Origin of the sequence: Rhizobium sp. IY2 (assembly GCF_047532935.1) — a bacterium.
GTDB classification, from domain to species: domain Bacteria; phylum Pseudomonadota; class Alphaproteobacteria; order Rhizobiales; family Rhizobiaceae; genus Rhizobium; species Rhizobium anhuiense.
On the sequence record NZ_JBLKNU010000012.1, the window covers coordinates 25,825 to 51,940 of the forward strand.

A 26,116-nucleotide genomic window follows, 5' to 3' on the forward strand; every position below is an offset into this window, starting at 1 on the left:
TCAGGGACGGCGGATTACCTGGCAGGCGACACGCCTGCTATCTCGGACGCCACCTTCACTGCCCCCAAACCATCAATTCCTACCGCAGAGACGCGCTCCACCATTACCTCGAGGCCATCTCCGATGAGAGCCGATAGGGCTTTCGGCAAGCTTTCGGCAAGGGATTCGGGACCGTTCGGATCCAGCGCTATAACAGCCTTTCGCGATGAAAGCGCGTGAGCGCTTTGCCTTTGATTATCCGCCAGTATGACAGTGAGGCTGGGCAAGCCGAGACAGCAGCGCTCCCACGCGCTGCCGCCGGCGGCGCCTATCGCGAGATCGCTATCTGCCATCAGCAGCGCCATATCGGTCACGTCAACACGGACCTTTGCCGGCCAGGGCATCGACCGCGCCAAATTGCGCACACCTCTCAGCCATTGCGATTGAGAACTCATAACGATCGTAATCTGGCACGATGGAGATAGCGGAGATCTCTTCAACGCCTCCAGAATGTCCGATGTCACGTTGTTCCTGTCCACTCCGCCCATGGTGATAAGAAGCTGCTGCAGTTGCGGCGTTCTCCGGCGAGCCAGGCTGTAGTGTCGCAACTCAGCAAATTCCGGACGCAACAACGCATAGCCCGGACCCAACAGAAGTCTGCAATTGGAAGGTACTTTGCCGGCATACTTCTGCTCACCGGTTCCGAGGTTTTGATCCAGCAACAAGTCGCAGTCGTGGACGCGATCGCCGATATCATCGATCACCATCAGGCGATCGCAGAACGGGCGAAGCCTTTTTTCCCACCGGAAATCGATTGCGTAATGGTCCACAACGATCCAGGACCATTGCCCGCTTCTGCTCAGCAGCAGGCATTGATCTGCATCGGTTTCCTGAGCGACGCCCAGCCAGCCGGCGTGAGACAAGACAGGTTCGCCATCGGTAACATTTTCAGAGCCGCCATCCAACCTGACCAGGATATGCCCGGCATCCTCAATCAGCCTTCCAAGGCTTTCGAGCATGAACCTCGCGGCAAAAACGCAGCGGTAGCCGTTGGCCTTCAGAGTGTTCGCCAAGGTCAGGCACCGCATCACGTGGCCTGCTCCGATGTCAGCGGACGCGTCAGCACGAAAGAGAATTTTCTGCGTCATTTCACAGATGAAATCCCGATCTTGCGCGCCCGGATCTTGCATCATCGACTACCCTATTCTTCAGCGACTGAGCTCCAGTAACTCCAATCCCAGGCACATCCGGCCTTGCACTCGGTTTCAAGCGTGATCTCGTGAACATCAGCCGGTACGGCGAAACTCTCTGTCTGCTCGCCGCGATCCGCCTCTACAGCGGCTGGATCGAGACATCTTTGTGCTAGGGCCTGTTTTCCATTTCTGGCGAAGAAACATACGCCATCCGTGTGACCGCCATCTTGCCAGCCGCCAGGCCGTATGCCGAACGAGAGCGATAGCTTTGATGAGGGTGTCACCGGTAGACGCAGTACAGCCGGCGCATGGGCCAGCAGTCCCTCGGGCACTCGAGAAACAGTCGCCCCATTCAGCGCGTTCGCGCGTAAAAGCGGGAGAATTTTTTCATCGCGCAGCAGGGCGTTTTCGATGATCGGTCCGCCGGAAGCCTTTCTGAGGACATCCTTGTCGAGCTCGGTAAAAGTCACCGTAATCGCCGATTGATAGAAAAGACCATGCCGGACCCCCGACTTGATATTGACCGACTGCGCGTGCCTGAGATCCGGGTAATCCGAGTGCCCGGAAGAAACCTTCAAGTATGCGACAGGGTCGACAACCAGCGGTGAAACAAGAAAACCATCGGCTGCCATCCCGGGTATCAGCCGGTAGACGCCGGTCGATCCATCGGAATAATTGACGGATATCTCAGACATCGGCGGTCGGTAGATCAGCTCCGCCAGGCGCCCGAGAAGGGTCGGCCGCATGTCGACTGCGATCATGATCGGGTTGTCTGTTTTCGGCAGCTGAACGTCCTGGCCGAGTTCCGTCTGAACTTCGATATCCTGCTTTTTCACGCCCGATACCGCGGTCGGACGCTTCCGCAATATGATCTGCCGATCGGTTTCGATAAAAGGCTCATATCTGGCAAAAAATAGCGGCCACAGCGCTCCCTCGGCGGAAGCCGGATGCCGTCCGTCGATCGAGCCTGGGGCCATGATCACGTATTCCGGTGCTTCAGGGCCGTCATAAAAGGCTCGAACGCGCTCAATCAGTTCTGGCGTGTAGGAGGTATATTCCTGCACAGTCGGACGAGGACGGTAGTCGAGGCCATTCCCGATGACATCCGATTGCTCTGACTGGATGATATCAACGGAACCGTTCAACGCCGGCAGCGGCGTTTTTTGGCGAATGGCAGCCAGAGAGGCGGCATTCTCGGCTTTAAGCTTATCAAGCCAAACGGTTGGCCGAAACAGAAACTCGCGTCCTCGGACCAAGCCTTCGGATATCTGTTGCGGCAGTGTCCGAATATTTTCTGAAGGCAACATCTTATAGGCGACATAAAGGGCGGCATAGCTCGGCATAATGCAGACGCAGGCCATCGGGATCAGGAGCTTTTTCCACCGCGTCCCTACGTAGGATGCTGAAAATCCGACCGCCGTAATCACCATCGCCAACGCGCTCCAGGAGATAAGCGTATGGAGATCATGGCGAACAAGCCCAGCCTTGAAGGCAATGAAAAGAAAGCCGGCAATGACGAGAGGTCGGGCGATGAGGATGTCGTAAGGTATGCTGCCAGCCCGCGATGCGGCATCACGAAGAAGGACCACGATGAACACCGCCGCGATTGCGAGCCAGATCGCAAGATCCGCCACGAAGACGGACAGGCTCATTGCGCTGGAATAGCCCCCGGAAACCTGCAGGCTCGCGACCAGGAACGCAGGCAACTGCGCCAGAGGCTGGCCGGAGATAAACAGGCCCGTGTAGAGCCCGGCCACCATCACCAGAAAATGCAGCGGAACTCGTCGGCGACGCACCGCCACGACGTCAAGCAGCAGCATGGCCAGTATGGACACCGGGAATGTGGAAAACTTGGCGAGCGCGAGTATGCCCGATAGATACGCGCCTGCAATCGTTACAGGCAGCCCCCGTTTCGAGTCATTCTCGAACCCGTATAGCGCGCCCAGAAGCGGCACGAGCAGCAGCAGGGTGTCCTTGGAAATCATGCAGATAGACACCAGGACCCAACCTGAAATCATGCTGAGGACGTTGCCGGATGCGGAAAAAAGCAGGCCTAGCGCAAGAGCCACGAAGGCGACGATGCCAAGGGATATAATCGCCACGGCGAAGGCGGTTATGGGCTCGAACTGCTGGGTATAGAGGCTGGATAGAGGGCCACCGGTAAAGACGAGATCTGTGCCGAACAACAGGTGATGTTCGACACCGTAAGCCAGAGCCGCCTGCCACGAAGGGTCAAGGCCTGACCGCACCGGATGAAGGGCGAGCGGCTGAAACTTGAGATAAAGACTGACGAACAGAAGCAGAAAACCGACTGCAGCGATCCACCATGTTTTTCCCGGTGCAGACGTCTTCAACATCACCGATGGCTCCCGAACGTAAAGTATTTATGGAGAAAGTAACTTGTTGCTATCGGGCTCAGGACGCCGATGACGTGAGCGACTGTTTCCGCATGGAAATTAAACCCGACAAGCGGAACGACGAAGTGGACAAGTCCGACGCTCACAAGCCAGACCTGCGCGAATGCCACGAAATTGACAAGGCCGAACCGAATATATTCATGGCCGACATGCCGCCCCGACTTCTCGAAGACGAATATCTTCATCAGCACATAGGCTGTCGACATGCCGATCAGGTATGCCAGCACGATGGCCGGCGTGTAGTCCATAATCGTCGACAGCGCGATCCGTGAAAGAATGTTGGCCGCCGCCGCGATCCCGCCTGATACTGCAAATCGGACGAACGGCATCGAGAAAAGGCTGACGACCCCGTCCCTTATCAAGTCAATGCCTCCGCCATATTCCGGCCGTAGCGGACACTTTCAGCAATCCCGCGATCCTCGGGATAGTAATAACAGGTGTCGGCAATCTGCAGGCCGGCGATCGGCGTCTGGATCGGCGGCAGCTTGTCGAGGAAGTTTGGTTCGCAGACAGGCTGCGCGTGTTTCAGCCGCCCGACCTTGGCCTCTATGAGATCGTCCCGGGTGATCGCTGGATTGACCTTGCGCAGATAGCCAAAGGCCTCCTCAACGAACTGGCTATCGCTCCATTGCCACTTCGCCTGGCTGGTCGGCATATAATAGGGAACATAGACGATCGTGTTCTCGACCGGCCGCAAGTTGGAAAACTCGATCAGTCCCGGAATCTCGATGCTTTCATCGACGATATTGATCCAGAAGTTCCGGCTGATGGATTTCTTCAGTTTGAACAGCAGGCAGACGACGCCGATGTTTCGGATGGCGTCGTATTTCGCTTTCGACGCTTCCGGCAGAGACGGGACAAGCGTGGAGATGTAAGGTGTCGGCACAGTCGAAATGACAGCGTCCGCGGGGAAGAATTTTCCCGCCGCCGTCACTCCCGTCGTCCTGCCTGCCTCGGTCTCGATACGCTCCACGGGCATCCCGAGATGCAGACGGCCGCCTTGCGTCGTGTAGGCGGAAACAAGGGCGTCCACGAGCGTCTGGCTGCCGCCTTCGATGTAACCCAGTTCCTCCTGAAAGATGGAACGCCGCGAATTGCCAATGCGCCGGACCCGCGTGGCAATCCAGGATGCGGATACGTCGTTTGCGAGCTCATAGAACTTCAGTTCCATGAGGCGCTTCCAGAGCGTGTTGTACACTTCCCGCCCCGAACCGCCTTCCAGCCACTCTCGGGCGGTCTTGCTTTCGATAGAAGCGAAGCTCTTCGCCTTCGTGGTCAGGAACATCTGCAGACCGGTGCGAATCTTGGCAATGAGGCTGAGATGCGGGAATTTCAACAGACTGATCGGATCCCCCCAGGAATGGATCTGTCCCTTCATGTAGTAGCCCATCGATGTCGGCCGCCAGCGCATGCGATCGCCGATACCGAGTTCCTTCATCAAGGCAAACGTCGGTTCATCCGATTTGCATACGAAGTGGTAGAACCGCTCGATCGACACGCCGCCGAAATCGAAATGCGCCGCCATCCCACCCGCGACGCTATCCGCCTCGATGAGATCAACGTCGTGACCTAAACTCACAGCTCTGTGCGCTGCCGCCAGTCCCATGGCGCCAGCGCCTATAACCACAACCCGGCTCATCTCACGTCTCCTAAAACTCCAATACGATGCTGCTGTAAACCGGATCCAGGTAGCTTTGGCGGATCGCTTCGCGCAGCGGCGTCGGTGAAACATCGAACAATCCCGGCCAATCGATGACCGGAAACGTCTCAGGGATGACGAGAGCCTCAAGCTGACTGGTCGTAAAGGGAGGCTTGCTGCTGAACTTGCCGTAGACGAACAGCAACAGCCAGAACAGGCGGTAGGGCAGCCTGATGATGCGTGCTCTCGGCTTCACGGTGTCATGAATCATTCGAATCACGTCGCCGTAGTAGATCTGCTCCAGCCCCGATATGTCGAAGCTCCCGACCGGCTTGTTGCGCAGCGACGAGATGATAATGGCTGCGAAATCGCCGACATACAGCGGTTGGCGGATGAATTTTCCGTCGCCGGGGATAGGAAAGACAGGCACGCGGTCCATGAAGCGGCGAAGCCAGCCCAGATGCTTCCGGTCGAACCACCCGAACATCAATGTCGGCCGCAACACAACATGCGGGATATCGGTTACAGTGTCGATCAAACGTTCCTGCGCAGTCTTGGAGCTTGTATAAAAGTCCTCGGCCTTGGAATGCACCACGGATGACGAGATGTGCACGAAATACGGGACGCCGTGCTTGCGCATAGCTGCGACGATCTGCTCGGTGGCCACGACGTTGTTGTCGATAAATTCCTGCTCGTCGAGGCCGCCGATCTGCGCCTGGTTCAATAGAACGGCACTTGCATCGGCAAAAGCGTTCTTCCATGGACCGTCCACCGCAAGATCGGCTTCGATCACCTCGATTTCGGGATGAAGCCGGCGAAGCAACGCGGTATTGCTCGGATGTTTGTCGATACCCACGATCTGCAGGCCGGGCTCGCTCTTCAATCGCGCAATGACGTTCTGACCGACCAGACCGGCTGCGCCGGTAATGACTATCTTCGACATCAAATTTCCATTCGGTTGAAAATGGCGCTCGGAAGGTTCCGAATGATCAACATGATGTAGCGCCAGAAGCCCGGAGCATACGCCACCGGGCCGCCTCGATACGCACGCGCATGAACGATTGCCGCGACTTGTTCCGGCTTGGCCCAGAGCGCACCCTTGCGGTTCATGCCCTCGGTCATCGGTGTCATCGTCGGACCGGGTTTGATGAGCACAGCCCGCGGCCCCTTATCGGCAAAACGATGCGCTATGCCGACAACCAGCGCCTCCAGACCAGCCTTCGACGCCCCATAGATGAAGTTGGCTCGGCGGCCCCTGTCGCCTGCAACCGAACCGATGACGGCGAGCGTGCCGCGGCCCTGCTTCTCGATAATGTTGGCCGTCGCAAGGCACCACGCGGCAGCCGAGTTGAAATTGACCCGCAGGATCGTTTCCGCGTCGGCCAAATCGCGCTCGGCCTCGCCCTGATTGCCGAGGATGCCATAGGCCAGGAGAACGTGATCGACGCCGCCAAGCTGCCTGACGAATGCGTCCAACCGCTTCTCAACGTCAGCCGGGTCGCCGAGATCGCTGATGGCGACTTCGGCGGTCTCCGCGCCACGCATCTTCAGATCCGCGGCAGCTTGCGCCAGACGATTTTCGTCCCGCCCGACCAGCAGCAGGCTTGCGCCTTCTGCTGCATAAAGCCTCGCGGCCGCAGAGGCGATCGCCGAGGTGGCCCCTAAAATGATAACCCGCAATGGAGCCCCCTTACTCTTGCGATACACGCTTCCAGAAATGCGAACTGAACCCGCTATCTACGTATTTGGCGAAGTCCTGCCAAGCCGGATAACCGGCCTTGAACATTCGTGCCGGCATACGGCCATCCTTGGCAGGGTAGAGCCGACCACCCGCTTCCAGCACGATATCATCGAGCCGAGCCATCAGCCTCGAGGTGGTCTCGCCATGATTTGGAAAATCCAGCGCCAATGTCGTTCCCGGTCGCGGGAAAGACAGCATTCCGGGCGAGGAAATCGCGCCGAATGTCTTGAGAACGGCTAGAAACGACCCCTGCCCGCTGGCGGAGATGGTCTTTAGCATTTCTTTCGTAGCGTCTTTCTCGACGGCCGGCGGTACCACCGACTGAAACTGATACATTCCCTTGCTGCCATACATCCGGTTCCAACGCCCGATGGAATCGAGCGGATAGAAGAACTGATATATCGGTATGTTCTGCTTCCCGGCCTTTCGCTTGCCGTTCCAGAAATACAGCGAATTGAAAGCGCTGATCGAATAACGGTTCATGCAGAGGCTGGGAAGGCTGAGCGGCATCGTGAACTTGGTGTTCCCGCGGCCCGGCAGGCGAGAGCCGGTCTTTGCGTGGTTGCCACGCGTGAAAATTCCGCGGCCCAGGGATGCGCCTTTTGCGAGGCAATCGATCCAGGAGACCGTGTAGTCGAACGCGTTGTCGCTCTCGGCTGCCAGAGAGAAGAACATGTCGAGATTGTCAAAGGGAATGTTTTCGGCTTCCATGACCGCGCTCTCGATCGGCAGGACTTCCAGTTCAACCCAGGTTATCGCACCGGTCAGCCCCAGGCCGCCGATCGTCGCAGAAAACAGCTGGGGATCGCTTTCGAGCGTTAGCTCAAGTTCCTCGCCGTTGGAGCGCATCAACCCGATCCTGCGGACCCAGCGTCCGATGGTGCCGTTGATATGATGGTTCTTGCCGTGCACATCGTTTGCGACGGCGCCGCCCATCGTCACGAAACGCGTGCCGGGTGTCACAGGTAGAAAGAATCCCTGGCGGACGATGACCCCGAGCAAGGCGTCGAACGACAAGCCCGCTTCCACCCGAACAAGGCGGCGCTCTCGATCAAAGTCAATGATCCGGTCGAGACCGGTCATATCAATCAATCCGCCTTCGGGATTGAGGCCACTGTCACCATAGGAGCGACGCAGGCCCGTCGCTAAAAGCGCTCGCCCTTCCTGGCGGCCGGACAGCACGATGCGGGCAAGCTGGTCTCGCCAGGCAGGAAAAGCTGCATGGTGTTCCGCCTGCAGCACATTACCCCACGAACGGACGTCGGCCGGCTCGAATCTGGTCATAGTGCGGCCAGGAACAAGATCGCGACCACGACGCCGAGACCAGCGCTGATACGGTCGCGAATGGCAAAGCTGACCGGGTCGTCGTTCATCTTCCCCCGGTGTGCCAGAAGCCAGATTCTGCCAAGCCAAATCGACAGCATGATAGGAATTCCACCCAGGAAATGCGGAGAGGAATAGGCTTTGCCGGGCAACATCTCCTGCAAGACGAAGATCATCAGGACGACGAGCGACGCCAGGGCGGTGCCGATACCGAACGAAAGCGTCAAAGGCGCGTCCTCGATTTCGTAACCGCGACTCTTGAGACTCAGCGAGCCGCTGGTTGCTGCCCGAACAATTTCCGTATGACGTTTTGCCACGGCCAGCGAAAAGAACAGGAACACGGCAAAGGTCAGCAGCCATGCCGGCTTCGAACTCTCGAGCAAGACCGTCCCCATGATGAGGCGTGTCGTGAAAAGTATGCCGATAATAAGAGTGTCGAGCAGAGGAACCCGCTTCAAGCCCAGCGAATACGCTCCCGTTATCACCAGATACGCAAGGAGGGCGAGCGTGAATTGCGGGGACAGCAAGGCCGCGAAAAAGAAACCGCCTACCAGCAGCCCACCCGCGAGCATGAAACCGGCCCGGATAGACAGCTTGCCGCTGGCCAGGGCCCTGTAGCGTTTCGACCAATGCTGACGATCCGTATTGAGGTCGGCAATGTCATTGAGCAAATAGGTGGCAGAGGTGACCGCCAGGAGACAGGCGAATGCTGAGACGGTTTGCAGAATGAGTAAGAGGTTGGTCCATTCATGGGCCAGAATCAATGGAACAAAAAGCAGAACGTTCTTGGTCCAATGATGAACGCGGATGGCCTTCAAGAACTCCCTGAACTTCAGTGACGGCGAATGAAATTCGGCGATCACCGGCAGGTTGCGCCGCTTGAGCTCCCGCGACACACTTTGACTGACGCCGGCGGGCACGACGCCCTTTGACGCCTGCCATACAGGCAGGTCCGCCGCATGGTCACCGACATAGATGAAGCCGTCAGGAAAGCGACCTTCGAGATACAGCGCCTTGGCCTTGCCTTTCAGATTTGAGCTTGATGAGCCGACGGCCGAGGCGAATATGCCGACTCTTTTCGCAACCGCGTCTACCACGGATTGATTCGCGGCCGAGCAAAGATGGAGTTCATGCCCCTCTTCTGCCTTGCTGCGCAACCATTCGACGAGATCCTCCCGAAGCGGTAACACCTCGTGGGTCAAGTCGACTTCTTTCGCGAGCGCAGCCTTCAGTGCATGGCGGCCGTTCACGAGCTGTCTCAGCGCGTGAAACAGAACCAGCGGTTTACGGAAAAGCGCAACCGCAGCGGACTCATGCAAGGTGTCCGACAGGATCAGCGTACCATCCAGATCCACAATGATAGGCAATTTCGATTCTGGGTTCAGACAACCGTCAAACAACTGATTTGAAGTCTCCATGACCACCTAAGTCTATTTTTCTGCCGACCATTCGCTATACGGAATCCCAAGACCCAATATCAACAATGATTCTGGCCTAGGACCTGTCACGGGGGTCCAATAACACACCAATCGGGTTGTGGCGATCTGCGACGCCCAACCGAAGCGAACTGTTCGGCGACATGGAACAGCATGTTTCGTCGCTAAAGCCGGTGGCGCCAAAAGGGTGTCTGGTGGCGTTTCCATAAGGCGATGTCGGACGACGGTGTTTTCGAATAGCTGATTGTCGATAGCACCATCATTCGCGCCCACCAGCACGCTTCCGACGAGAAAAGGGGCTGAAGATCGGGCCCTTGGCCGTTCTCACCACGGCTTGACCACCAAAATCCAGATGGCCGCACGTGGCCTTGGATGTCCCGTTCGTCTCGTACTGACCGCCGGCCAGATTATCGAGTAACGCGCTGGCTGCACCTATCCGAGCGACTTGGTGTAAGCTGCAAGGACATCGTCGATAGGGCCACGCATCCGCATGCGACCGTGCTCCATCCAGAGGCCCTCCTTACACCATGCCCGTAACAGATCGTTCGAGTGAGACGCCATCACCAGAATTCCGGCGTTGGAAATGAAAGTGCGCATCCGTTCCTGCGCCTGGGCAAGGAATGCCGCGTCGCCTGCGCCGATACCCTCATCGATAAGCAGTATCTCCGGCTTGATCGATGTCGAGATTGCGAAGGCAAGCCGTGTCGACATGCCGGCGCTGTAAGTGCGAAGCGGCATATCGAGAAATTCGCCCAGCCCCGTCAAAGCACCGATCTCTTCTGCGCGGGCCTCGATCTCCTTGCGGCTGTATCCGAGATACATTCCCCGCAGAATGATGTTTTCCCAGCCACTTGCCTCGACATCCATACCGAAGCCAATGTCGAACATTGATGCGACTTCGCCGTCGATCTCCGCTGTTCCGACCGACGGTTCGTAAATGCCGGCCATCACCCGCAGGATTGTCGATTTTCCTGCGCCGTTGTGGCCGAGCAGGCCAAGGCGCGTGCCATGTTCGATATCCAAAGTCAGACCTTCGATCGCTCGAATCACGACCGAACCGGTGCCTTCACGGGGCTTTATCTGCCCGCCTGTGGCTGAAGCGAGAATACTATTCTTCAAAGAACGATGGCTGGCACCGTAGATCGGAATGTCGACCACGACATCCTTCAGAGAAATTTTAGCCAAGGATTAGCTCCAATAGACGACGCGTGCGCGGTAACGGGCGAAAAAGACCGTAGCGATCGCACCAAGGGCAATCGTAATGCCGACACTCGCCGTCCAGTTGAGTAGAGTGCCCGTTTTTCCGAGCAACGGATCCCGGATGATTTCGATAAAATGATAGAAGGGATTTGCGGTCAGGACCCATGCGCGGCTTGGCATCTGGTCGGCGCTCCAGATGATTGGGGTCATGAAGAAAATGATCTGCATAACGCTTCCAATGATCATCGGCACGTCGCGAAACCGCGCGCATAACGGACCGAGTATCATTGATATAAAAAATCCACTTAAGATAACAAGAAAGAGCGCCGGAAAGAACAGAAGGACATTCCAGCCCGGATTCATCAGGAATACTACCGCGATAATTATATATATTAGAAAATTATGCACAAAAACCAGAAGCTGACTCCAGATGAACTGGAAGATAAACATGCTGACCGGCATCTTGATCTGCCGCATGGCGCCACCGGCAACGGCGAATATCCTGCACGCCCCGATGATAATTCCGTTGATCAGGCCCCAGACGATGAGACCTATCGCAAGCCTGGGCAGGTAATTCGCGACATCGATCTTCAATATCTGGGAATAAAGCACACCGAGACCAAGAACCATCATTCCCATGGAAAGTGTCAGCCACAACGGGCCTATGATAGAGCGGCTGTATTGCGACTTTATCTCTCGCCAGCCCAGGTATAGCCATAGTTCACGCTGGTCGAACCCGCTACGGATATCATCCAGCGCACGCATGGTATTGCTTTTAGCTCGCGTCGCCATCGTGCTCTTCTCGATCATGCTGTTCCATCGGTGTCTCCTGGCGCATGCGCCGTGACCGCTCGATGGCAATAATAAACTTCAATTTTTGTCCATCTGGATGTCAGGACGCCAGGGTGGGATCAATATCGTTTCGCGGAGGCCATGCAAGCGAAAAATCTTCGTATTCCAGTGTCAGATTGGGGTTGTAGGCCGGATCCGCCATCAACACTTTCTCCCAGCGCCGGAGCATGAAAAGCACCTCGGATTGGAAGCGCTCTTTCTTTTCGGCAGTATCTTCTACCCCTCGCGTTGCCGACTCGTGATGGCGTAGTTCAGCGTAGGGCGTCCAGACATTCCGGAAGCCCGCCTCTCGGAGCTTCAGGCAGAAATCGACATCATTGAACGCGACCTTGAGATTTTCCGCGTCCAGGCCGCCGACCAGTTCGTATGTGGACTTTTTGACGACAAGACATGCCGCCGTTACCGCGCTCAGCGTTTGCGTGAGCTCGCCCCGCGAGAAATAGCCATGTTCGCCGCGTCTCAACATCTTGTGGGCATGACCGGCCACCCCGCCGATGCCGAGAATGATGCCGCCATGTTGCAGCCGGTCATCCGGATACCACAGCCGCGCGCCGACCGCTCCGACCTTCGGCTGCATGGCGATCGCCACCATTTCGCTCAGCCAATCCGGAGAGACGACCTCGATATCGTTATTGATCAGGCCGACATATTCGCCGTCGACAAGACTGACGGCCTTGTTGTTGATTGCGGAATAATTGAAAGCCTGTCCATCGCGAACGACTTTCACCCGCTCGTGCAACCGAATTTCGTCGAAATAGCGAAGCGTCGCATGGTCGTCCGAATTGTTATCGACGATCAGGATCTCAAAATTGGGATAGGTGGTTTTCTCGAGAATGGAGCTGACACACTGACGCAGAAGCCGCAATCCGTTTCGCGTTGGAATGATCAGGCTTACCTTCGGAGGATTGGGCGGCAGATCGTACCGCGCCCTGTACATTCCAGTCGGCAATATTTCGATGTGACCAGCCAGCCCCGTCCGATGCAGATGTTCGTTCAGGGCGGTTTGACCGGCGATGGCGGCATAATTTTTGTTGCTGCCGCTTTGCGCCGTGCTGCCGGAATGGCTTCGCCAGTGGTACAGAACCCGCGGGATATGGCAGATCTGCCCAGGCAGCAGGCCCTCAGAGAAGCGCAGCACCAGATCGTAATCCTGCGCGCCTTCAAAGCCCATCCGAAAGCCGCCGATAGCCCGCACATGATCCATCCGGTACGCGCCAAGATGGCAAACCATGTTGTGCGACCGCAACAGATCTGGGTTCCAGTCCGGCTTGAAGTAGGGATCATAACGCCGGCCGTTTTCGATCTTGTCCTCATCGGAATAGATCAACGCAACGTTTGGCTCACGGCTGATGGCACGACCGACATAATACAGCGCATCTTCCGCAAGAAGATCGTCCTGATCGAGAAGGACCATCCAACTGCCGGACGCGAGTTCCAATGCGGAATTGGAGGCCTCGGATATATGCCCGTTCGTAGCGCGATAAACAACCTTTATGCGCGGATCGGCAGCGGCGAATTTTTCAAGTAGGGGGCGTACATGCTCGGACGTCGACTGATCGTCCGCGATGCATAACTCCCAGGACGGATAGAGCTGCGCCTGCACAGACGCAATCGCTTCTTTCAGCCAATCGACCTCCGGGTTGTAGACCGGCATGACGACCGAAATCAGCGGCGGTTTTTCCCACGACGCAATTTCGGACCGAATTTTTTCGCGTCCCACCTCATCGAGGCCGGAATATCGCTTAAGCCAGCTCTCATAGTCGTTGCCGGAAAGCGGGTTGCCTCCATGACGCAATGCCTTGGCGCGCGCCCATGCTGTTTTACCGCCTGCCAATCCATCCCGCCTCAGGATGTTCAGCGATCTCTGTGCAAGGCGCGCATAACCGCCGTGTCTCGTTGCCAACATCTGCATCATGCTGGCGAGCTGCGGAATACGGGCACCGGCGCGGTTCGCCAACCGGAGCGGAGCCGTCAATTTCCAGCTCGTCGAAGACAGCATCATGTCCATCGCCTGGCGATGTTGTTCGAAGGCATTGGCGATACGGTCGCGATCGGCCGTCAGCAGCTTTGCCTGCTCCCCGATGACCCCCAATTGCTCACGAGCCACGTCTATCTGGTGATCAAGAGAATTGACGAGACCCAGCCTCGAGTAGAGCATGCGGTTGACGGCTTGTTCTTCCGGCGTAAGAGCGCAGAGAGCCTTCAACGCCTCCGGCGCCTTCTTGCCCACGACGAGGACGCCCAGACCATTGCCGTGATGAAACTCGAAGTTCGGATGCGCGGCCGAAATCTCCGCCCAAAACTTCCAGACACTTAAGTCGCCGGTCTCTACTCGCGTATCATGAAACAGGACTACCGCTCTGTCGGATAGCGCGCTTTCCCAACTTTGAAAGTCTTCCAGCACATCCTCATAGCGATGGCGCCCATCGATATGCAGAAGATCGACTGATCCATCGGCGAACTGAGGCCTCGCATCGGCAAAAGTCGATCGCACCATAGTGCCGATGCCTGGATATTCCTTGAACAATTCGGCTCGGAGTGAATCGTGCACTTCAGACTCGTAGAGACCGGCATGCTCGTCCCCTTGCCACGTGTCTATGGCGTAGATTTTTGTGCCGATCCCACCCCCCTTGGCTGCCTGGCAGAATGAAAGGAAGGAAAAGCCGTTGTGTGTCCCGAGTTCGACCACGGTGCGAGGCCGCAACTCCTGCATCAGCCAGAAGGCGAAAGGCGCATGTTCGAGCCAGGCCGATTTTCTGACGTGCTGAGAAGGTTCGAGCGAATTTTTGGATACAAGCATCTAGCTCTCTCTCGGCATTTGGAACACTGCGTTATTGAGTTTAGCTTCTATCGATAATTGCTGTGTTGGAAATAGGGTATTTGACAAAAGGGCTTCCCACAGGATTTTACCGCCGGAATGATCCGGTTTCGGCCTCGCGCGCGGAGCAACCTCTGGTGGGTCGGGTTGGCCGGCAGATCGCCTATCGGGCAGCGATCCGCGTCGATAATGGTCGCGAATTCATCTCCCGTGACCTTGATCTGTGAGCCTACCTAACCTTTAAGCATTTAACGGCTGAGCGGTAAGTGAGAGATCCTCGACAAGCCCAACTTCAACCAGTTTCAGGACGATCGGATAGATATTCCAAATCGCCACGCCGATCCTATTCGACACCTCCAAAAGCGATGTTCTGCCGTCGAGCTGAGAGATAACGTTCATCATCAGTCTGACGGTTGCGCCTGATGTCTTTGTGGAAATGGTGGGATAGAGGCCCCGCTTCCCAAGCTGCGGCTCGCCGAGAACATTGATCTTGTAATGACGATCCTGTTCCACCGCTAAGATTGCCCCTTGAACGGCTCGAATAGCTCCCCCAAGGCCAGCCGGTGAAATAAGATCCAGATTGTCGAGTGACGTATGATATTCCGGGTAAACGCCGTATTTGGAACGCATAAGTGAGGCAACTGGCAAATCGATACCGGGAGCGCAATATTGCCGTTCGTCGCTGCCACGGTCCCACCAAGAATAGCGCTCAAACTCGCCAGCGACATGCTTCAAGGCGTGGAGAGCCGCACGATCTGCCAGCGTATTGCCGTCCCTCGATGGCAGGAAAGAATAGGCGCGGTCGTCGCCCACGCAGGTGATGTTGAACCCGGCACGCACTCTTTCTTTCATAACTCCCAGATTGCGACTGAGATAGCAAATAGAGCCGATCGTTTCAGGGATGAATATGGCGCGAAATGAATAGGGAAGCCTATCTCGCGAGATCAGCCATTTGACAATCTCGGTTGTAACAACTGGACCAGAAAGTTCATTGTTTGCCATGGAGGGATGACAAATATAGGTGGATAGGAAAATTTCTTCTGCACTATCACCGGCGATGAGAATTTCGCCGTAATTCAGGCTGCCAGGCGCGAGCGTAGAGTCAATCCGAACCCGATATTGTCCAGGTTTCAACGACAAACGCTGATGGTGACTGAGGCAAAATCCCCACCGGCGGGAGTAATAGGACGTAACATAGGGTATAGCATCCGGCTGGTCTGGAAGCGAATAAAGATGCGCTTGCAGATCGTCCAAGGACAGTTCGCAGTTCACCGGCTCCGAATATCCCATCAGATGGAGATTGTTGGCCTTGAAATCGACGATACGATTGCCTTCCGGATCTTCGATATAGGCCTCTCGAACGTCCCATTCATCCGGCACGACCCAATCGAAAGCCTGTGTTCCCGAAGGAACGGAATGAGTGGTTAACTCCGGCATTTCCCGCGTCAATATCGCAAGCGTTTGCCTCACGCCGGGTCCAGTGATCGATCGGTTTATCGGAAACAGTTCGCAAGCCAAATTGTAGGCAGCTTGGCCCGATTCGCGCGCCGCGTCGGAATTCATTGGTTCAGCGGTTCCCGCAAGCTCACCGCCAGGCGCGCCAACATGCATTTCTTACTCCCACAATAACCTGACGCAGTCCTCCGCAGACATCACCCCGCCAGGACCCAATCTTCAAATAACCCCACGAGGAAAATTCGTCTCGGTCTTGTACCAACGAAGATGCCGCTCCGCCAGCATATGGTAATAGGCCGGATCGGCGCAGGACCTGATTTGCCCGATGACGAAATCGGTATCACCGACTTGGAAGTGCTCGGCATCGAGGGCGGTGTAGTCGACAATGGGAAACTCCCGAACGATCAAGCCGGGGATGCCGCGCCCGATCCCTTCCAAGAGCGCGGTCGAGCCCAGCGAGACGGTTAAGAATATCATGTTTGGGAGGTCTAGCTCCTTGGTCGTCTGCTCGGTGAAGCGAAAACGATGGCCGATCGGGAAAAACTGTTCAAGCCAGTCGGCTTCTTCCCAGTAGGCCTTCGGCTTAACGAGAACCTGAAATTTGTCGGGCAACTCGCCGAGTGCTCCGAAAAATTTCTGCAGCACCGCCTTTTGGGCACGACAATCCATCGTCGGCATACGGTTGATCCGGTGCGCGCCAGCAAAAACCACGATGTGAACGGGCTCTTCCGACGCATAGGAGCGGGTGCCGGAGGCCTCGGAGAGCATGAAACTCGAGTCGATATTTACGATTTCGGAGGGGATCACTCTCGACCACGTCCGCTTGGCGCTCGCCGTAACGGCAGTCACACTGGCTAATGCATCGTGTTTTTGAAAGGGAACATGGCCGGCATTGGAGGAGTGCGGCCACAAGCGGATATGTCCGCCAGCGGCGGCCACGGCGTGGCTCATAAGCGCGCCTTCTAAAAATAAATGATCGCAGACATGGGCCTCGCGGGCCTTGGAGGCAGCGACGGCTTTATTGGCATTCTCCCACGCCGCCTTCGACAGCCCTCCAACAAATGTCAGAAAGGCATCTGTGAGTTTGGGAGGTGGATTGGAGGGAGCGAAGATTGAAAATGCCTTGCGGGTCGAGACAATATCGAACGACACGTTGATGGAAGGCGGGTTGTCAACTTCGCTCCACAGATGGATATCGGCTGCCGCTGCCGATGCCGGGTCACGCACGGTCCCGACGAGAGCAGCCCGCCCGATCGTAGAACGCACCTTGTTGCGATCACGCATTCCCTCCGGGTCGAAAACCTTTTCGAACGTTGTCGTGGGGATTTTGGCGTCCACGCGCGAATGCCACCAGGCGGAGTTTGCGACAAAATTCAGTTCGCCTTTTCCGTCGGAAAACCGGTTCGACAGCTCTTGAGACCTAGCAAGTAGAAAACTTCTAGCACCGCGCCGCCTCAGTTCCGCGACCAAAATGAAGGGCTCGAGTTCATTGTATGCCCAGTGATTGAGACAGGTTACCTGCCCATGGTCGATGGGGACAATAATAAGGTTCTTGCCAAATTTCTTATGCAGAAACCGTGCGAGATGACGCATCGGCAAGATAGCGCTGATCTCGGTCCAAACGGCAAAAAACCACGCTGCCTCCAGGGCCGCAGCCTCGGTCGGTGAATTTGGCGCCATCACCCGAGCGAGACGTCGGCATATCCTGCCCGATAACGCCAGTGACAGCCGTATACATTCGGAAAGATCAAAGGCGCCAAGAGGGTAGTCGCCGTCGTCGTTCAATGCATCGATAGCTTTCCTATCCAGAACCACAGACCAGCTAAGTAAACGTGCATAGAATTTGGCATCTTTTGCAACTATAATATCCGAAGAAGACGTATTCTTTAGACGAAGATCAAAGTTTATACGTCGGAAAAAGTCAGCTATCCTGGATAAACTGGCTCTCATCTTCCTCAACGGAACAGTACCCCGGCATCGCAATTTTTGCAAAAGCCCACGTTGCCGATGGCACCGACTAATCGTCTCCTGGCCGACTTTTCTCATTGGACGGGGTCAAACCTTTCGCTGCGCACAAAAGACGTGCCAGTGATAGGGCAATCCAAACCACTCCATGTCGAGATCAGCATGGCAGAAGTTTTCGAATTTCGCCTCAAAAGACTCGACCAGATCGGCACGGTCTTCGATGCAGCGCATGATTTCGCCATTGCGCATACCGAAATAGTCGTTCGCAATGATGCGATAGCCGGCTGTGTCACTCACCGTCGAATCTTGAAAAATGAAGCTGGTTTTCTTTGGAAGAGACGCAACGATCCAGCCGCCGGGTTTTAACACCCTGGCCATCTCCGCGACGTGGGCGCCAAACCTTGGGCCGCTCAATGACATGTAGTAGCAGCTGTTCCACGTCAGTAGACGGTCGAAATACGAATCCTCATATGGCAGGGAACCCGCATGACCGGCGCGGATGTCTACTTTCACGTCGTAGGCTTCCATCCGTCTGCGCAGCGTACTGCAAATTGTCTCGCTGACCTCGACTGCGCAGACATCGAAGCCTAGTCCGCTTAGGAATGGCAGATGTCTGCCGTCGCCGCAGCCCATATCCAAAATGGAGAGGTTAGCGTGATCGCGCGGCATCGTCAGCGCAGGGAACGTCCCCTTGAATATCCTTATTACGCCTTCCGCGGGGTAAGCGATCGGACTATCGCCCGAATAAAGCTCACCCCAGGCCTTTTTTGAATCATAGCCCATTCCAACCCCCATTCATATGAATCTCGTGCGACCGAGCCGTCGCTGCAGCCTCATCTGCCCAGCATCGACGCCATAGTTTTCAAACGACCAGCTTCTCGTGCCGAGCGGTCAATATATAAGGATTCCTCTCAAGCAACTCGCCGAGAAAATCGCGTGCCTTTCGACATGATTGCGCAACAATCTGTCCGCGCCCGAGCGGCACTATCTTCGACAGGCCGGCGGCGACCGATGCATTGTGATAATGCTCAAATTTTGGAACGGCATTTGGATCGGCAAGTGAGCGGCCGGTGTAGACGATTTTCGCAGCGCGCGGCCTACCATGGTCGATAATCGTTCCCATCATCGGGATATCTGAGCGATAGGCGACGCCCAGCTCGCGTTCCACCCAATGCAGGTAGGTAGAGCCGCTATCGAGATTCAGATTGCATATAGTCGCATCGGCCTCGTACAGCCGTGCCCAGATACTGCGGGGACCAAAGCAGATCGGGTCAATATCGCGCGTTAGACTGTCAGCTGAACCACCGAGAGCCACAACAGAAAGCATCGGGTCGGCGGAACGGCGCCCCATTCCATTTGCGATTAGCCAGTTGCCCAGCCCGGAGGTCGTTGAAACGCTCTTCTGAAGATCGAAAATGCCATCCTGTTTGTCGGAGCTGAACGAATAGGTAAAAACAGGCAGAACAAGGGTCCCGTCCGGTCCAAGAACGGACTTAAACGCGGCGAGCATGATATCGATAAGCTCGGACATATTCGCGGCGCCGGCTACCGGGCCGAAAAACGCTATATTGGCATGGCTGAAAACAGTCATTCCTGCGGTCAGCCCCGCAGACCGCAGGGCCTCAATAATATCGCCCTTGGTAATCATGCTGCGCTTTTCAAGCTCTCGACGACCTCGGCCAAACCTCGAATGGTTTGAAGGCGTCGATCCTGAAACGCCTCGGGTGTAAATGTGAAGCCGAATTGCGCCTCCGCTTCGAGTAGTAAATTCATGAGCGCCATGGAATCGAGACGCCCCGAGGTAAAGAGATTTTCACCGAGCTTTGCTTCTTTACCGAGCCCCGAAAAGCTCGGATCGATTTGCTCAACGAAGGCACATGCCCATTCGGTCAGATCCGTCACTGTTGGAACCCTTGCTATTCGACAATGGCAATAGCGCGCACGGGGGCGCCATCGCCTTCTTCAATCTTGAGCGGCAATGCCGATAAGATGAAGTCCTTGGTCGGAATTTGAGACAAATTGACGAGATATTCAAGAATGGCGACTCCTGCTCCCAACAGGATCGTATGATTGGGAGAGTCGCGGTCGCTTCCGCGGCCGTTGCGCGGGTCATCGGGCATAGGTGCGTCGAAGCCCACCAGACGAATGCCGTTTTCCACTATCCACTCGCAGGCCTCCTCGCTCAGATAGGGATGGTCGCTGTAATATTTCAGGCTATCGAGACGCCGTTCCCAATCATAGCGAAACAGAATACGCGATGGGAAATCCCGTCCGATACGTTCAACAAGCATTTCCCGGGTGATTTCGGTCTTGTCAGGAAGATGAGTGAAATCCAGCACCCGAGCCGGGCCATAGTAGATATCGAGGTCGGTATTTTCGATCGTCTCACCCTTGGGCACAAAGTGACGGGGCGCATCGACATGCGTGCCGGTGTGCGTGCCCAAAACGATCTTGCGCGTTTCCCGCCCTTCGACCTCGAAACGTCCCAATTGGGTAATTTCCACAACAGGGTGCCAGTGTACGGGAAAAGTCATGATACCCTCCCGCAGAGTCATAGTCAGGTCAATAATCATGTGATCGGCTCCACCAACTCAATAACCGGTCCATGCTCAGACCGGACAAGCGTTATTTTCAATGATCTATTGTTCACCATAAGCGCGAAGGACTCGCTGTGCCCCCCCAGCGCAGATAGCATGGGAAGATGAGAATGCCCGGAGCCCCGCGCCACAAGCGCGATGCACGGACTGCCCGCCGCGTCCAGAGGTGAGCGCAATACCCAGTTCGGATGATCGCAGTATTCAATCGGCAAGAGCCTGGCCTGCAGGGCTGGAATTGGACTCAACAACGACCACAGGCCGGATGCCGCGTCGGGACGAAATCGCAGCGACGAGAGAATCTCTTTTGACGCATCAACATTGAGGCTCGGCATAAGACATGCGAAAAGGCCGGATGCTCCGCCTTCGCTGAACCACACGAAGATGAGCATAAGCTCCGGGTCATAAAAGACTTCAAGCGGAGCATTCAGCGTAGCCTCTAGTCGCTTCCAAGCCTCCTGGGTCAGCGGTAAGCAGTCAGGGCTAAGAGTTTGCCATCCGGCAAGAGGCTCGGGAGACTGAAAAACCGGAATGAGGTCTGCTGATTGCATTCCCCCTGTGTGCCCATGGTCCAGAAGTTCAATGCTCATCCCGCCCGGAGCGCCAAGTGAGCGGATATGATGCCTTCGCTGGTAACGCTCGAGGAGCGCGGACTTCGTCGGGTGGTTTTCGAGATCGGGTTCGTCAAACCGCGTCGTATATCCGAGCAGGGCAAGACGCGAGGTAGAACGCTCAATATCCGGGGTATTCAGTGCGATGTGGCTAAGGCCCAGGATAAGCATCTCAAATCGTTTCCTCGGCAAGCATCTCCCGGAGGTCCTTCCGCCGAATCTTTCCCGTAGGCCCTATCGGAAAGGTCGCGACATAAGCGATGCCGTCTATTTGTACCCTCCCGCCTTTTTCGCGCATCAGCCTCTGGGCATTGACAAGAATATCTGCCCCTTGCGGGCGGGCTACTTCCTCCAAGACGAGAATGACTTTCTGACCGAGCATCGCGTCGGCCAGTCCGATCAAGCAGAAGGATCGCTGGCCAAAGAGAGGCGATAGATAAGCTTCTGCCTCAAAAGGATTCACATTGACGCCGCCACGCAATATCACATCGTCGCTGCGTCCAAGGATCGAAAGGCGGTTGTTGTCGTAGCTGGCGATGTCGCTTGTCACGAACGGTTGTTGCGGAGTTCTGACCCTGCCATCTTCGAGGTAGCCCAAGAATGCGTACGGCGTTGTGATGGCAAGGGTTCCAGAATCGCCGGTCGCAATTTCAACTCCCTCCAGAGGGCAACCGACAGTCCCGAAGCACGGCGATTCTGCGTCGTCGACCGAAACATACAGAAGCTCCGAGAGCCCATAGGATTGAAGCGGAGCCAGTCCATAAGTTGATTCAAATGTCTCGGCGTCGGACTTGAGCATCGCGCCTGTACCGACGAAAAGCCTCCGGAATGCTTTGGGAAGTTGCTTGTCTCCACGATCCAACTTTGTCGCCAGCGACAACATGGTCGGCGAGAGCCATAAAGCCGATACTTCGTTTTCCGCCACGGTTCGCCAGAATTTAAGGGCAGTCCCCGTCGAAAATGCGGAATCTATGACCACCGCCGCGCCAGCTTGAAGCGGTGCAAGAATGCCATTAAATATTCCTGCCATGTAATACATGGGCATGACATTCAAGAAGCGATCCTTATTCGTAATGCTGGTCTGCCGGTTGAAGGCGTCCGCGCAAGCGAGGAAACTCTCGGCGGCATGGACGATTCCCTTGGGTGCGCCGGTCGATCCGCTGGTGAATGTGACTGTGAGAGGGGTTCCGGGCCTAACGTCCACTGGCACTTTCTCAACCGCCGGCAAATCATCCAGGCGCCAGGCTTCGGTGTTGCATACGGTCTTCCCCGTGGCATTCACTGTGGATTTCGCCCCGACCAAGCGGGCCGCCTTCTCGACGTCGGCAGGGCTTGCATCGGCCGGCTGCATGCAGAGCGTAATGCCGTGACGCATCGCAGCCAGCAGCAGCAAGGCAGCTTCAAGAGTGTTATCCACTACGGCGACGACACGATCTCCGGGGTGGATACCCATTTGCCCCAACAGCGATGCCAACCGATCCAATATCGGAACGAGTTCTGTTCCCGCGACTTCACGTCGCCGATCGCCAGCAATATCGATAAGGATTGGATATTCCAGCTCGCGAAAGCGCTCGAAATAGCGGTCTATCAGTTTCGACATTGCCGCCTCAGAGATTTTCCTGCTCGCGTCCGTAATATTGGCTGAGGGTAAAGTGATGTTTCGTCGCGCTATGGTCCTTCAATTCCATGGCCTTTTGCTCCACCAGAGCATCGGGCGCATCCGACTGGTTCTCCTGGCAGACCGCGATGATCAGCAGACGCGGATCTACGTCATATTTGAGAGCATAGCGTCTAATCACGTGCATATAACTCGAATGAAATCCGGAATAACCGCACACCAGATCGACGCTGTCATGACCCACTTGATTTAAAAGCGGCCGCACATGCTCTTCCGCCGCATCAAGCAGGCGCATGAGATTGAGATTTACCAATTTACCTTCACGATGCATCAGGGCCACGAAATGCTCTGTCATCGTGTTTCCGGTACAGCGGCCCATTCCCTGTAGCGACGTGTCGACCAATGCGGCGCCGCAGGCTTCGGCTTCCAGCGCATTTGCCACCGCCAAGCCTAAATTGTTGTGGCCGTGGAAGCCGAATGGCAGATCCTTAATCCGCTCACAGTACTGCCGGACAGTTTTTGGAACCATACTGCCTGCGGAATCAACGATATAGACATAGTCTGCTCCCGCAGCAACGACATAGCGCGCAGCCTCTTCGAAGACAATTGGCGGCCTTGAATAGGACTTCATAAAGTTGACGCAGGCGATAATACCGGCTGCCTTGGCTTTTTCGATAAAAGGGACCGCCTTTTTATAGGCATCTATTGAGACGCCAAAACGCAAGAATCCCATTTTAAAATCAATACAGGCATCAAGGTGTTCAAGATCGCATATGCCTGGGATCGCAAACATCCCCCATTTAGCGTCTCTTACCGCTCCAGATGCGGCCGCCATATAGATCTCATCGGTCTCCCTGGCTTCACCTTGCCCCCTATTGGAGGCATTGAGACCAACACCATGTCCAACTTCGATAAAGTCAACACCTGCTTCATCAAGTTCCAGACATATGTCCGCCGTCTGCTTGCGATCAAAACCGAAATTGATCACATACGATCCATCGCGCAGGGTTGTATCCAGTAATTTCATTGAGGCCTTCTCAGACAGCCGATGCCAGCGGCTTGGACAGCTTTGGAGCCACTACATACGTCCTTAGTATTGACGGGATCAAGCATTTAACAGTGAGGTGTCCCCTTCTTTGGGCCGTCCGAGCCGAATTCCTGCGGTTATGAGCGCGCTCGGCCAAGCCCGCCGAAGAGCCTTTCATCAGCACAATCGGCATTTGAATAGTCCTCTAACACTCAACAAGGGATGTGTGCTTAAGGCACGCCAAGCTACGTAGCTGGTGCGCAGCTCGGCTACGCTTAAGCACCCGGCGGCCCAACAATTTAGGTCGAGGTCTTACCAGCAAAGAGCGAGATGAGCGCTGCCCTGGAAGCCTCCGAGGCAAAATCACTTGCGGCGTTCCGCTCGACCTGCGACGGCCTCAAGCCTGGCGATGATGATGCTATCTTTGAAAGACTGAGGGAATCACACCCTTCTACAATGGGGCGGTCTGTCCTAGGGTCTGGTGTGGAATGTTGATGACGAGTCCCGCTTGCATTGGCGGCTAAATCGAAGGGACGGGCCACTGTGTTGATACTTCGTAAGGCAACAATCTCCGACGCGAAGGCGCTTTTCGATTGGCGAAACGACCTTGCCACACGAGCGGCTAGCATCTCCACCGGAGAGATCGAGTATGATTCTCATGTGGCGTGGCTCACGGCTACGCTCAACAATACCGCTAGGAGCCTCCTTGTTGCCGAGGAGGATGGAATCCCGGTCGGAACCGTCAGGGTAGACCGCGAGCCGAATGGAACCGCAGAGCTATCTTGGACGGTTGCCCCTGATGCTCGCGGGCGCGGATTGGCGAAACGCATGGTTCAGCTGGCTGCTGATGAAACAGCCCACACACACACAGTCCGCGCTAAAGTAAAGGCCGACAACATAGCCTCTGCGAAAGTTGCCGTTGCTGCCGGGATGGTCCTTTTCAAGAGAGACGGCGACGTCCTGTACTTCTCCCGATAATCGTCAAAGTTTCGAGGCAGCGAGGAAAAAAGCGTCGATCTGCTCGGGCGTGAAGTCCATGGCAGCGAAGCCGGTTTCGATCATCGGGGACCACCTGAAGGAGCCGATCACAATCGACCCGTTCGGCCGATCAGGCCATGGTAGATTCCTAGAAGCATCATCTTCGAATGGTGCCACCTCTTAACCCCAAACACACTGAAAAAGACGAACTGACGGAAAATGCGCAGAGCCAATATAAAGCGCCATGCCCAGCCGATCCATCGCCGCCGGATGAGCCAGACAGCATTGCGAACCGCATAATAGTGCCTCAAAGGGCTATGAACCGGGACGCTGCGGCCGTTGAAATCTATCCATTCGTCCCCCATCGAATGTTCCATGAAGGCATCGTTCACGCCAAATAAGCCAAAACCCTTTTCCTTGGCACGCAGGCCCCACTCGATATCGACATAATCAATGAATAGCCCCTCCTCCATATGACCAACTCTCTTGAAGACGGCGACGGGAATAAGAGAGCCTGAGGCAATCAGAAAATCGGCACTGCATGTTTCCTCTTGCTCCGACCTGGGACGCCTCTTAAGCTTCAGCCCTTGTCGATATACAAAAGGCGCCGTTTCGCCTTGGCGATGGTCGAGATAGCTCGGCCCCACAGCCGCTACCGCAATCCCCCTTTCCTTCAAGCCTTCGAGAGCGGTTATGAGTTGCCGGACCATTCCAGCGGCAGGCACGCTATCTTGATCCAACAGCAGGATGTATTCACAACCCCGCGCCTCGGCTCGGCGGATCGCAACATTTTGCGCGTAGGCGATGCCGTAATTCTCGCCCAGACAGATGACCTCGATATTGAAGTCGTACACGAACGAAGGAAGCTTCGTCCCGTCGCCATTATCGACCAGACAGATACCATCAACTTGGGTGCGGATGCTCTCTATAAGCGGATACAGCGCTTCGGGATCAGGCTGATATGTGACGATAACTGCGACCGTCCGAGGCTTATCCGTCAAAGCCGATTCAGCTATCATAAAGGGCATATCCTCGACTGGTTCTTCAATCTTGCAGTCACTGCGCGGGCCATTGCATTGCGGAACGCGCAAGCATGCCGCTCGCCGTGCTTCATATTATCGGCAGGACCAAAAGAGTATCGGAATTTTGCGGTGCGCAGAATCTTTCACGGCTCACGAAACTGAACGGCAATCCGCCGCATCGGCATAGGAATAGCGATTGCATAGGCGAATATGTTGACGCTAATAGGAGACGGTATGGCTATTACATC

General features: G+C 55.8%; 22 protein-coding genes and 1 pseudogene. 2 read left to right on the forward strand and 21 right to left on the reverse strand.

Going from position 1 to position 26,116, the window contains the following annotated elements:
- Nucleotides 1–14 precede the first annotated feature (14 nt).
- From pseG to ACMUVN_RS27855, 8 genes are read right to left on the reverse strand one after another with little or no spacing between them, the layout of a single operon-like run.
- Nucleotides 15–1,172 carry a UDP-2,4-diacetamido-2,4,6-trideoxy-beta-L-altropyranose hydrolase gene (gene pseG, locus ACMUVN_RS27820; RefSeq protein ID WP_414815748.1) on the reverse strand — a complete coding sequence of 386 codons (1,158 nt, stop codon included), beginning with the start codon at nt 1,170–1,172 and terminating at the stop codon, nt 15–17.
- Between the two features lie 8 nt (nt 1,173–1,180).
- Nucleotides 1,181–3,532 carry a hypothetical protein gene (locus ACMUVN_RS27825; RefSeq protein ID WP_414815749.1) on the reverse strand — a complete coding sequence of 784 codons (2,352 nt, stop codon included), beginning with the start codon at nt 3,530–3,532 and terminating at the stop codon, nt 1,181–1,183.
- Complete coding sequence (locus ACMUVN_RS27830) at nt 3,529–3,918, reverse strand: GtrA family protein (RefSeq protein WP_047613713.1); 390 nt, start codon at nt 3,916–3,918, stop codon at nt 3,529–3,531. The genes ACMUVN_RS27825 and ACMUVN_RS27830 overlap by 4 nt, the downstream gene beginning before the upstream one ends.
- Before the next feature lie 29 nt (nt 3,919–3,947).
- The gene (locus ACMUVN_RS27835; RefSeq protein ID WP_414815750.1) at nt 3,948–5,228 is read right to left on the reverse strand and encodes an NAD(P)/FAD-dependent oxidoreductase; all 1,281 of its coding nucleotides are present in this window, start codon (nt 5,226–5,228) and stop codon (nt 3,948–3,950) included.
- 10 nt (nt 5,229–5,238) lie between these two features.
- On the reverse strand, nt 5,239–6,171 hold the full coding sequence (locus tag ACMUVN_RS27840; RefSeq protein WP_414815751.1) for an NAD-dependent epimerase/dehydratase family protein: 933 nt from the start codon (nt 6,169–6,171) through the stop codon (nt 5,239–5,241).
- Complete coding sequence (locus ACMUVN_RS27845) at nt 6,171–6,908, reverse strand: SDR family NAD(P)-dependent oxidoreductase (protein ID WP_414815752.1); 738 nt, start codon at nt 6,906–6,908, stop codon at nt 6,171–6,173. Before ACMUVN_RS27845 ends, ACMUVN_RS27840 begins: the two co-directional genes overlap by 1 nt.
- Nucleotides 6,909–6,918: 10 nt before the next feature.
- A complete protein-coding gene (locus tag ACMUVN_RS27850; RefSeq protein ID WP_414815753.1) occupies nt 6,919–8,253 on the reverse strand; it encodes an FAD-binding oxidoreductase in 1,335 nt (444 codons plus the stop codon).
- Complete coding sequence (locus ACMUVN_RS27855) at nt 8,250–9,710, reverse strand: UbiA family prenyltransferase (RefSeq protein ID WP_414815754.1); 1,461 nt, start codon at nt 9,708–9,710, stop codon at nt 8,250–8,252. Before ACMUVN_RS27855 ends, ACMUVN_RS27850 begins: the two co-directional genes overlap by 4 nt.
- A 146-nt stretch (nt 9,711–9,856) precedes the next feature.
- On the opposite strand from ACMUVN_RS27855, the pseudogene ACMUVN_RS27860 reads away from it, so the two are divergent.
- A pseudogene (locus ACMUVN_RS27860) lies at nt 9,857–10,134 on the forward strand (IS5/IS1182 family transposase); the annotation flags it as partial.
- A gap of 26 nt (nt 10,135–10,160) precedes the next feature.
- Here ACMUVN_RS27860 and ACMUVN_RS27865 read toward each other — a convergent pair.
- From ACMUVN_RS27865 to ACMUVN_RS27920, 12 genes are all read right to left on the reverse strand, one after another.
- Nucleotides 10,161–10,913 (reverse strand): ABC transporter ATP-binding protein, encoded by a 753-nt coding sequence (locus ACMUVN_RS27865; protein WP_127431269.1) that lies wholly within the window; start codon nt 10,911–10,913, stop codon nt 10,161–10,163.
- Nucleotides 10,914–10,916: 3 nt separating this feature from the next.
- Entirely contained in the window at nt 10,917–11,738 is an 822-nt protein-coding gene (locus ACMUVN_RS27870; protein ID WP_127431268.1) for an ABC transporter permease, read from the reverse strand.
- Nucleotides 11,739–11,820: 82 nt separating this feature from the next.
- Nucleotides 11,821–14,580, reverse strand: coding sequence for a glycosyltransferase family 2 protein (locus tag ACMUVN_RS27875; protein ID WP_414815756.1), 2,760 nt, complete (start codon nt 14,578–14,580; stop codon nt 11,821–11,823).
- A gap of 258 nt (nt 14,581–14,838) precedes the next feature.
- Nucleotides 14,839–16,209 (reverse strand): DUF4910 domain-containing protein, encoded by a 1,371-nt coding sequence (locus ACMUVN_RS27880; RefSeq protein WP_414815757.1) that lies wholly within the window; start codon nt 16,207–16,209, stop codon nt 14,839–14,841.
- 63 nt (nt 16,210–16,272) lie between these two features.
- Nucleotides 16,273–17,838: a hypothetical protein gene (locus tag ACMUVN_RS27885; protein ID WP_414815758.1), complete on the reverse strand. Its 1,566-nt coding sequence runs from the start codon at nt 17,836–17,838 to the stop codon at nt 16,273–16,275.
- 270 nt (nt 17,839–18,108) lie between these two features.
- The gene (locus tag ACMUVN_RS27890) at nt 18,109–18,801 is read right to left on the reverse strand and encodes a class I SAM-dependent methyltransferase (RefSeq protein ID WP_047613698.1); all 693 of its coding nucleotides are present in this window, start codon (nt 18,799–18,801) and stop codon (nt 18,109–18,111) included.
- Nucleotides 18,802–18,880: 79 nt separating this feature from the next.
- Nucleotides 18,881–19,666, reverse strand: coding sequence for an AAC(3) family N-acetyltransferase (locus tag ACMUVN_RS27895; RefSeq protein WP_047613697.1), 786 nt, complete (start codon nt 19,664–19,666; stop codon nt 18,881–18,883).
- Nucleotides 19,663–19,920 carry an acyl carrier protein gene (locus ACMUVN_RS27900; RefSeq protein ID WP_047613696.1) on the reverse strand — a complete coding sequence of 86 codons (258 nt, stop codon included), beginning with the start codon at nt 19,918–19,920 and terminating at the stop codon, nt 19,663–19,665. Before ACMUVN_RS27900 ends, ACMUVN_RS27895 begins: the two co-directional genes overlap by 4 nt.
- 14 nt (nt 19,921–19,934) lie before the next feature.
- Nucleotides 19,935–20,591 (reverse strand): cyclase family protein, encoded by a 657-nt coding sequence (locus tag ACMUVN_RS27905; RefSeq protein ID WP_047613695.1) that lies wholly within the window; start codon nt 20,589–20,591, stop codon nt 19,935–19,937.
- Nucleotides 20,588–21,394 (reverse strand): hypothetical protein, encoded by an 807-nt coding sequence (locus ACMUVN_RS27910; RefSeq protein ID WP_047613693.1) that lies wholly within the window; start codon nt 21,392–21,394, stop codon nt 20,588–20,590. The genes ACMUVN_RS27905 and ACMUVN_RS27910 overlap by 4 nt, the downstream gene beginning before the upstream one ends.
- Before the next feature lies 1 nt (nt 21,395).
- Complete coding sequence (locus tag ACMUVN_RS27915; RefSeq protein WP_414815760.1) at nt 21,396–22,823, reverse strand: class I adenylate-forming enzyme family protein; 1,428 nt, start codon at nt 22,821–22,823, stop codon at nt 21,396–21,398.
- Between the two features lie 7 nt (nt 22,824–22,830).
- A complete protein-coding gene (locus ACMUVN_RS27920; RefSeq protein WP_414815761.1) occupies nt 22,831–23,868 on the reverse strand; it encodes a hypothetical protein in 1,038 nt (345 codons plus the stop codon).
- A 543-nt stretch (nt 23,869–24,411) separates the two neighbouring features.
- Between ACMUVN_RS27920 and ACMUVN_RS27925 the strand changes: the two genes are divergently transcribed.
- Entirely contained in the window at nt 24,412–24,846 is a 435-nt protein-coding gene (locus tag ACMUVN_RS27925; protein WP_414815762.1) for a GNAT family N-acetyltransferase, read from the forward strand.
- A gap of 107 nt (nt 24,847–24,953) precedes the next feature.
- Here the strand turns inward: ACMUVN_RS27925 and ACMUVN_RS27930 are convergent, their stop codons facing one another.
- Nucleotides 24,954–25,865 carry a glycosyltransferase family 2 protein gene (locus tag ACMUVN_RS27930; protein WP_414815763.1) on the reverse strand — a complete coding sequence of 304 codons (912 nt, stop codon included), beginning with the start codon at nt 25,863–25,865 and terminating at the stop codon, nt 24,954–24,956.
- Between the last annotated feature and the right edge of the window lie 251 nt (nt 25,866–26,116).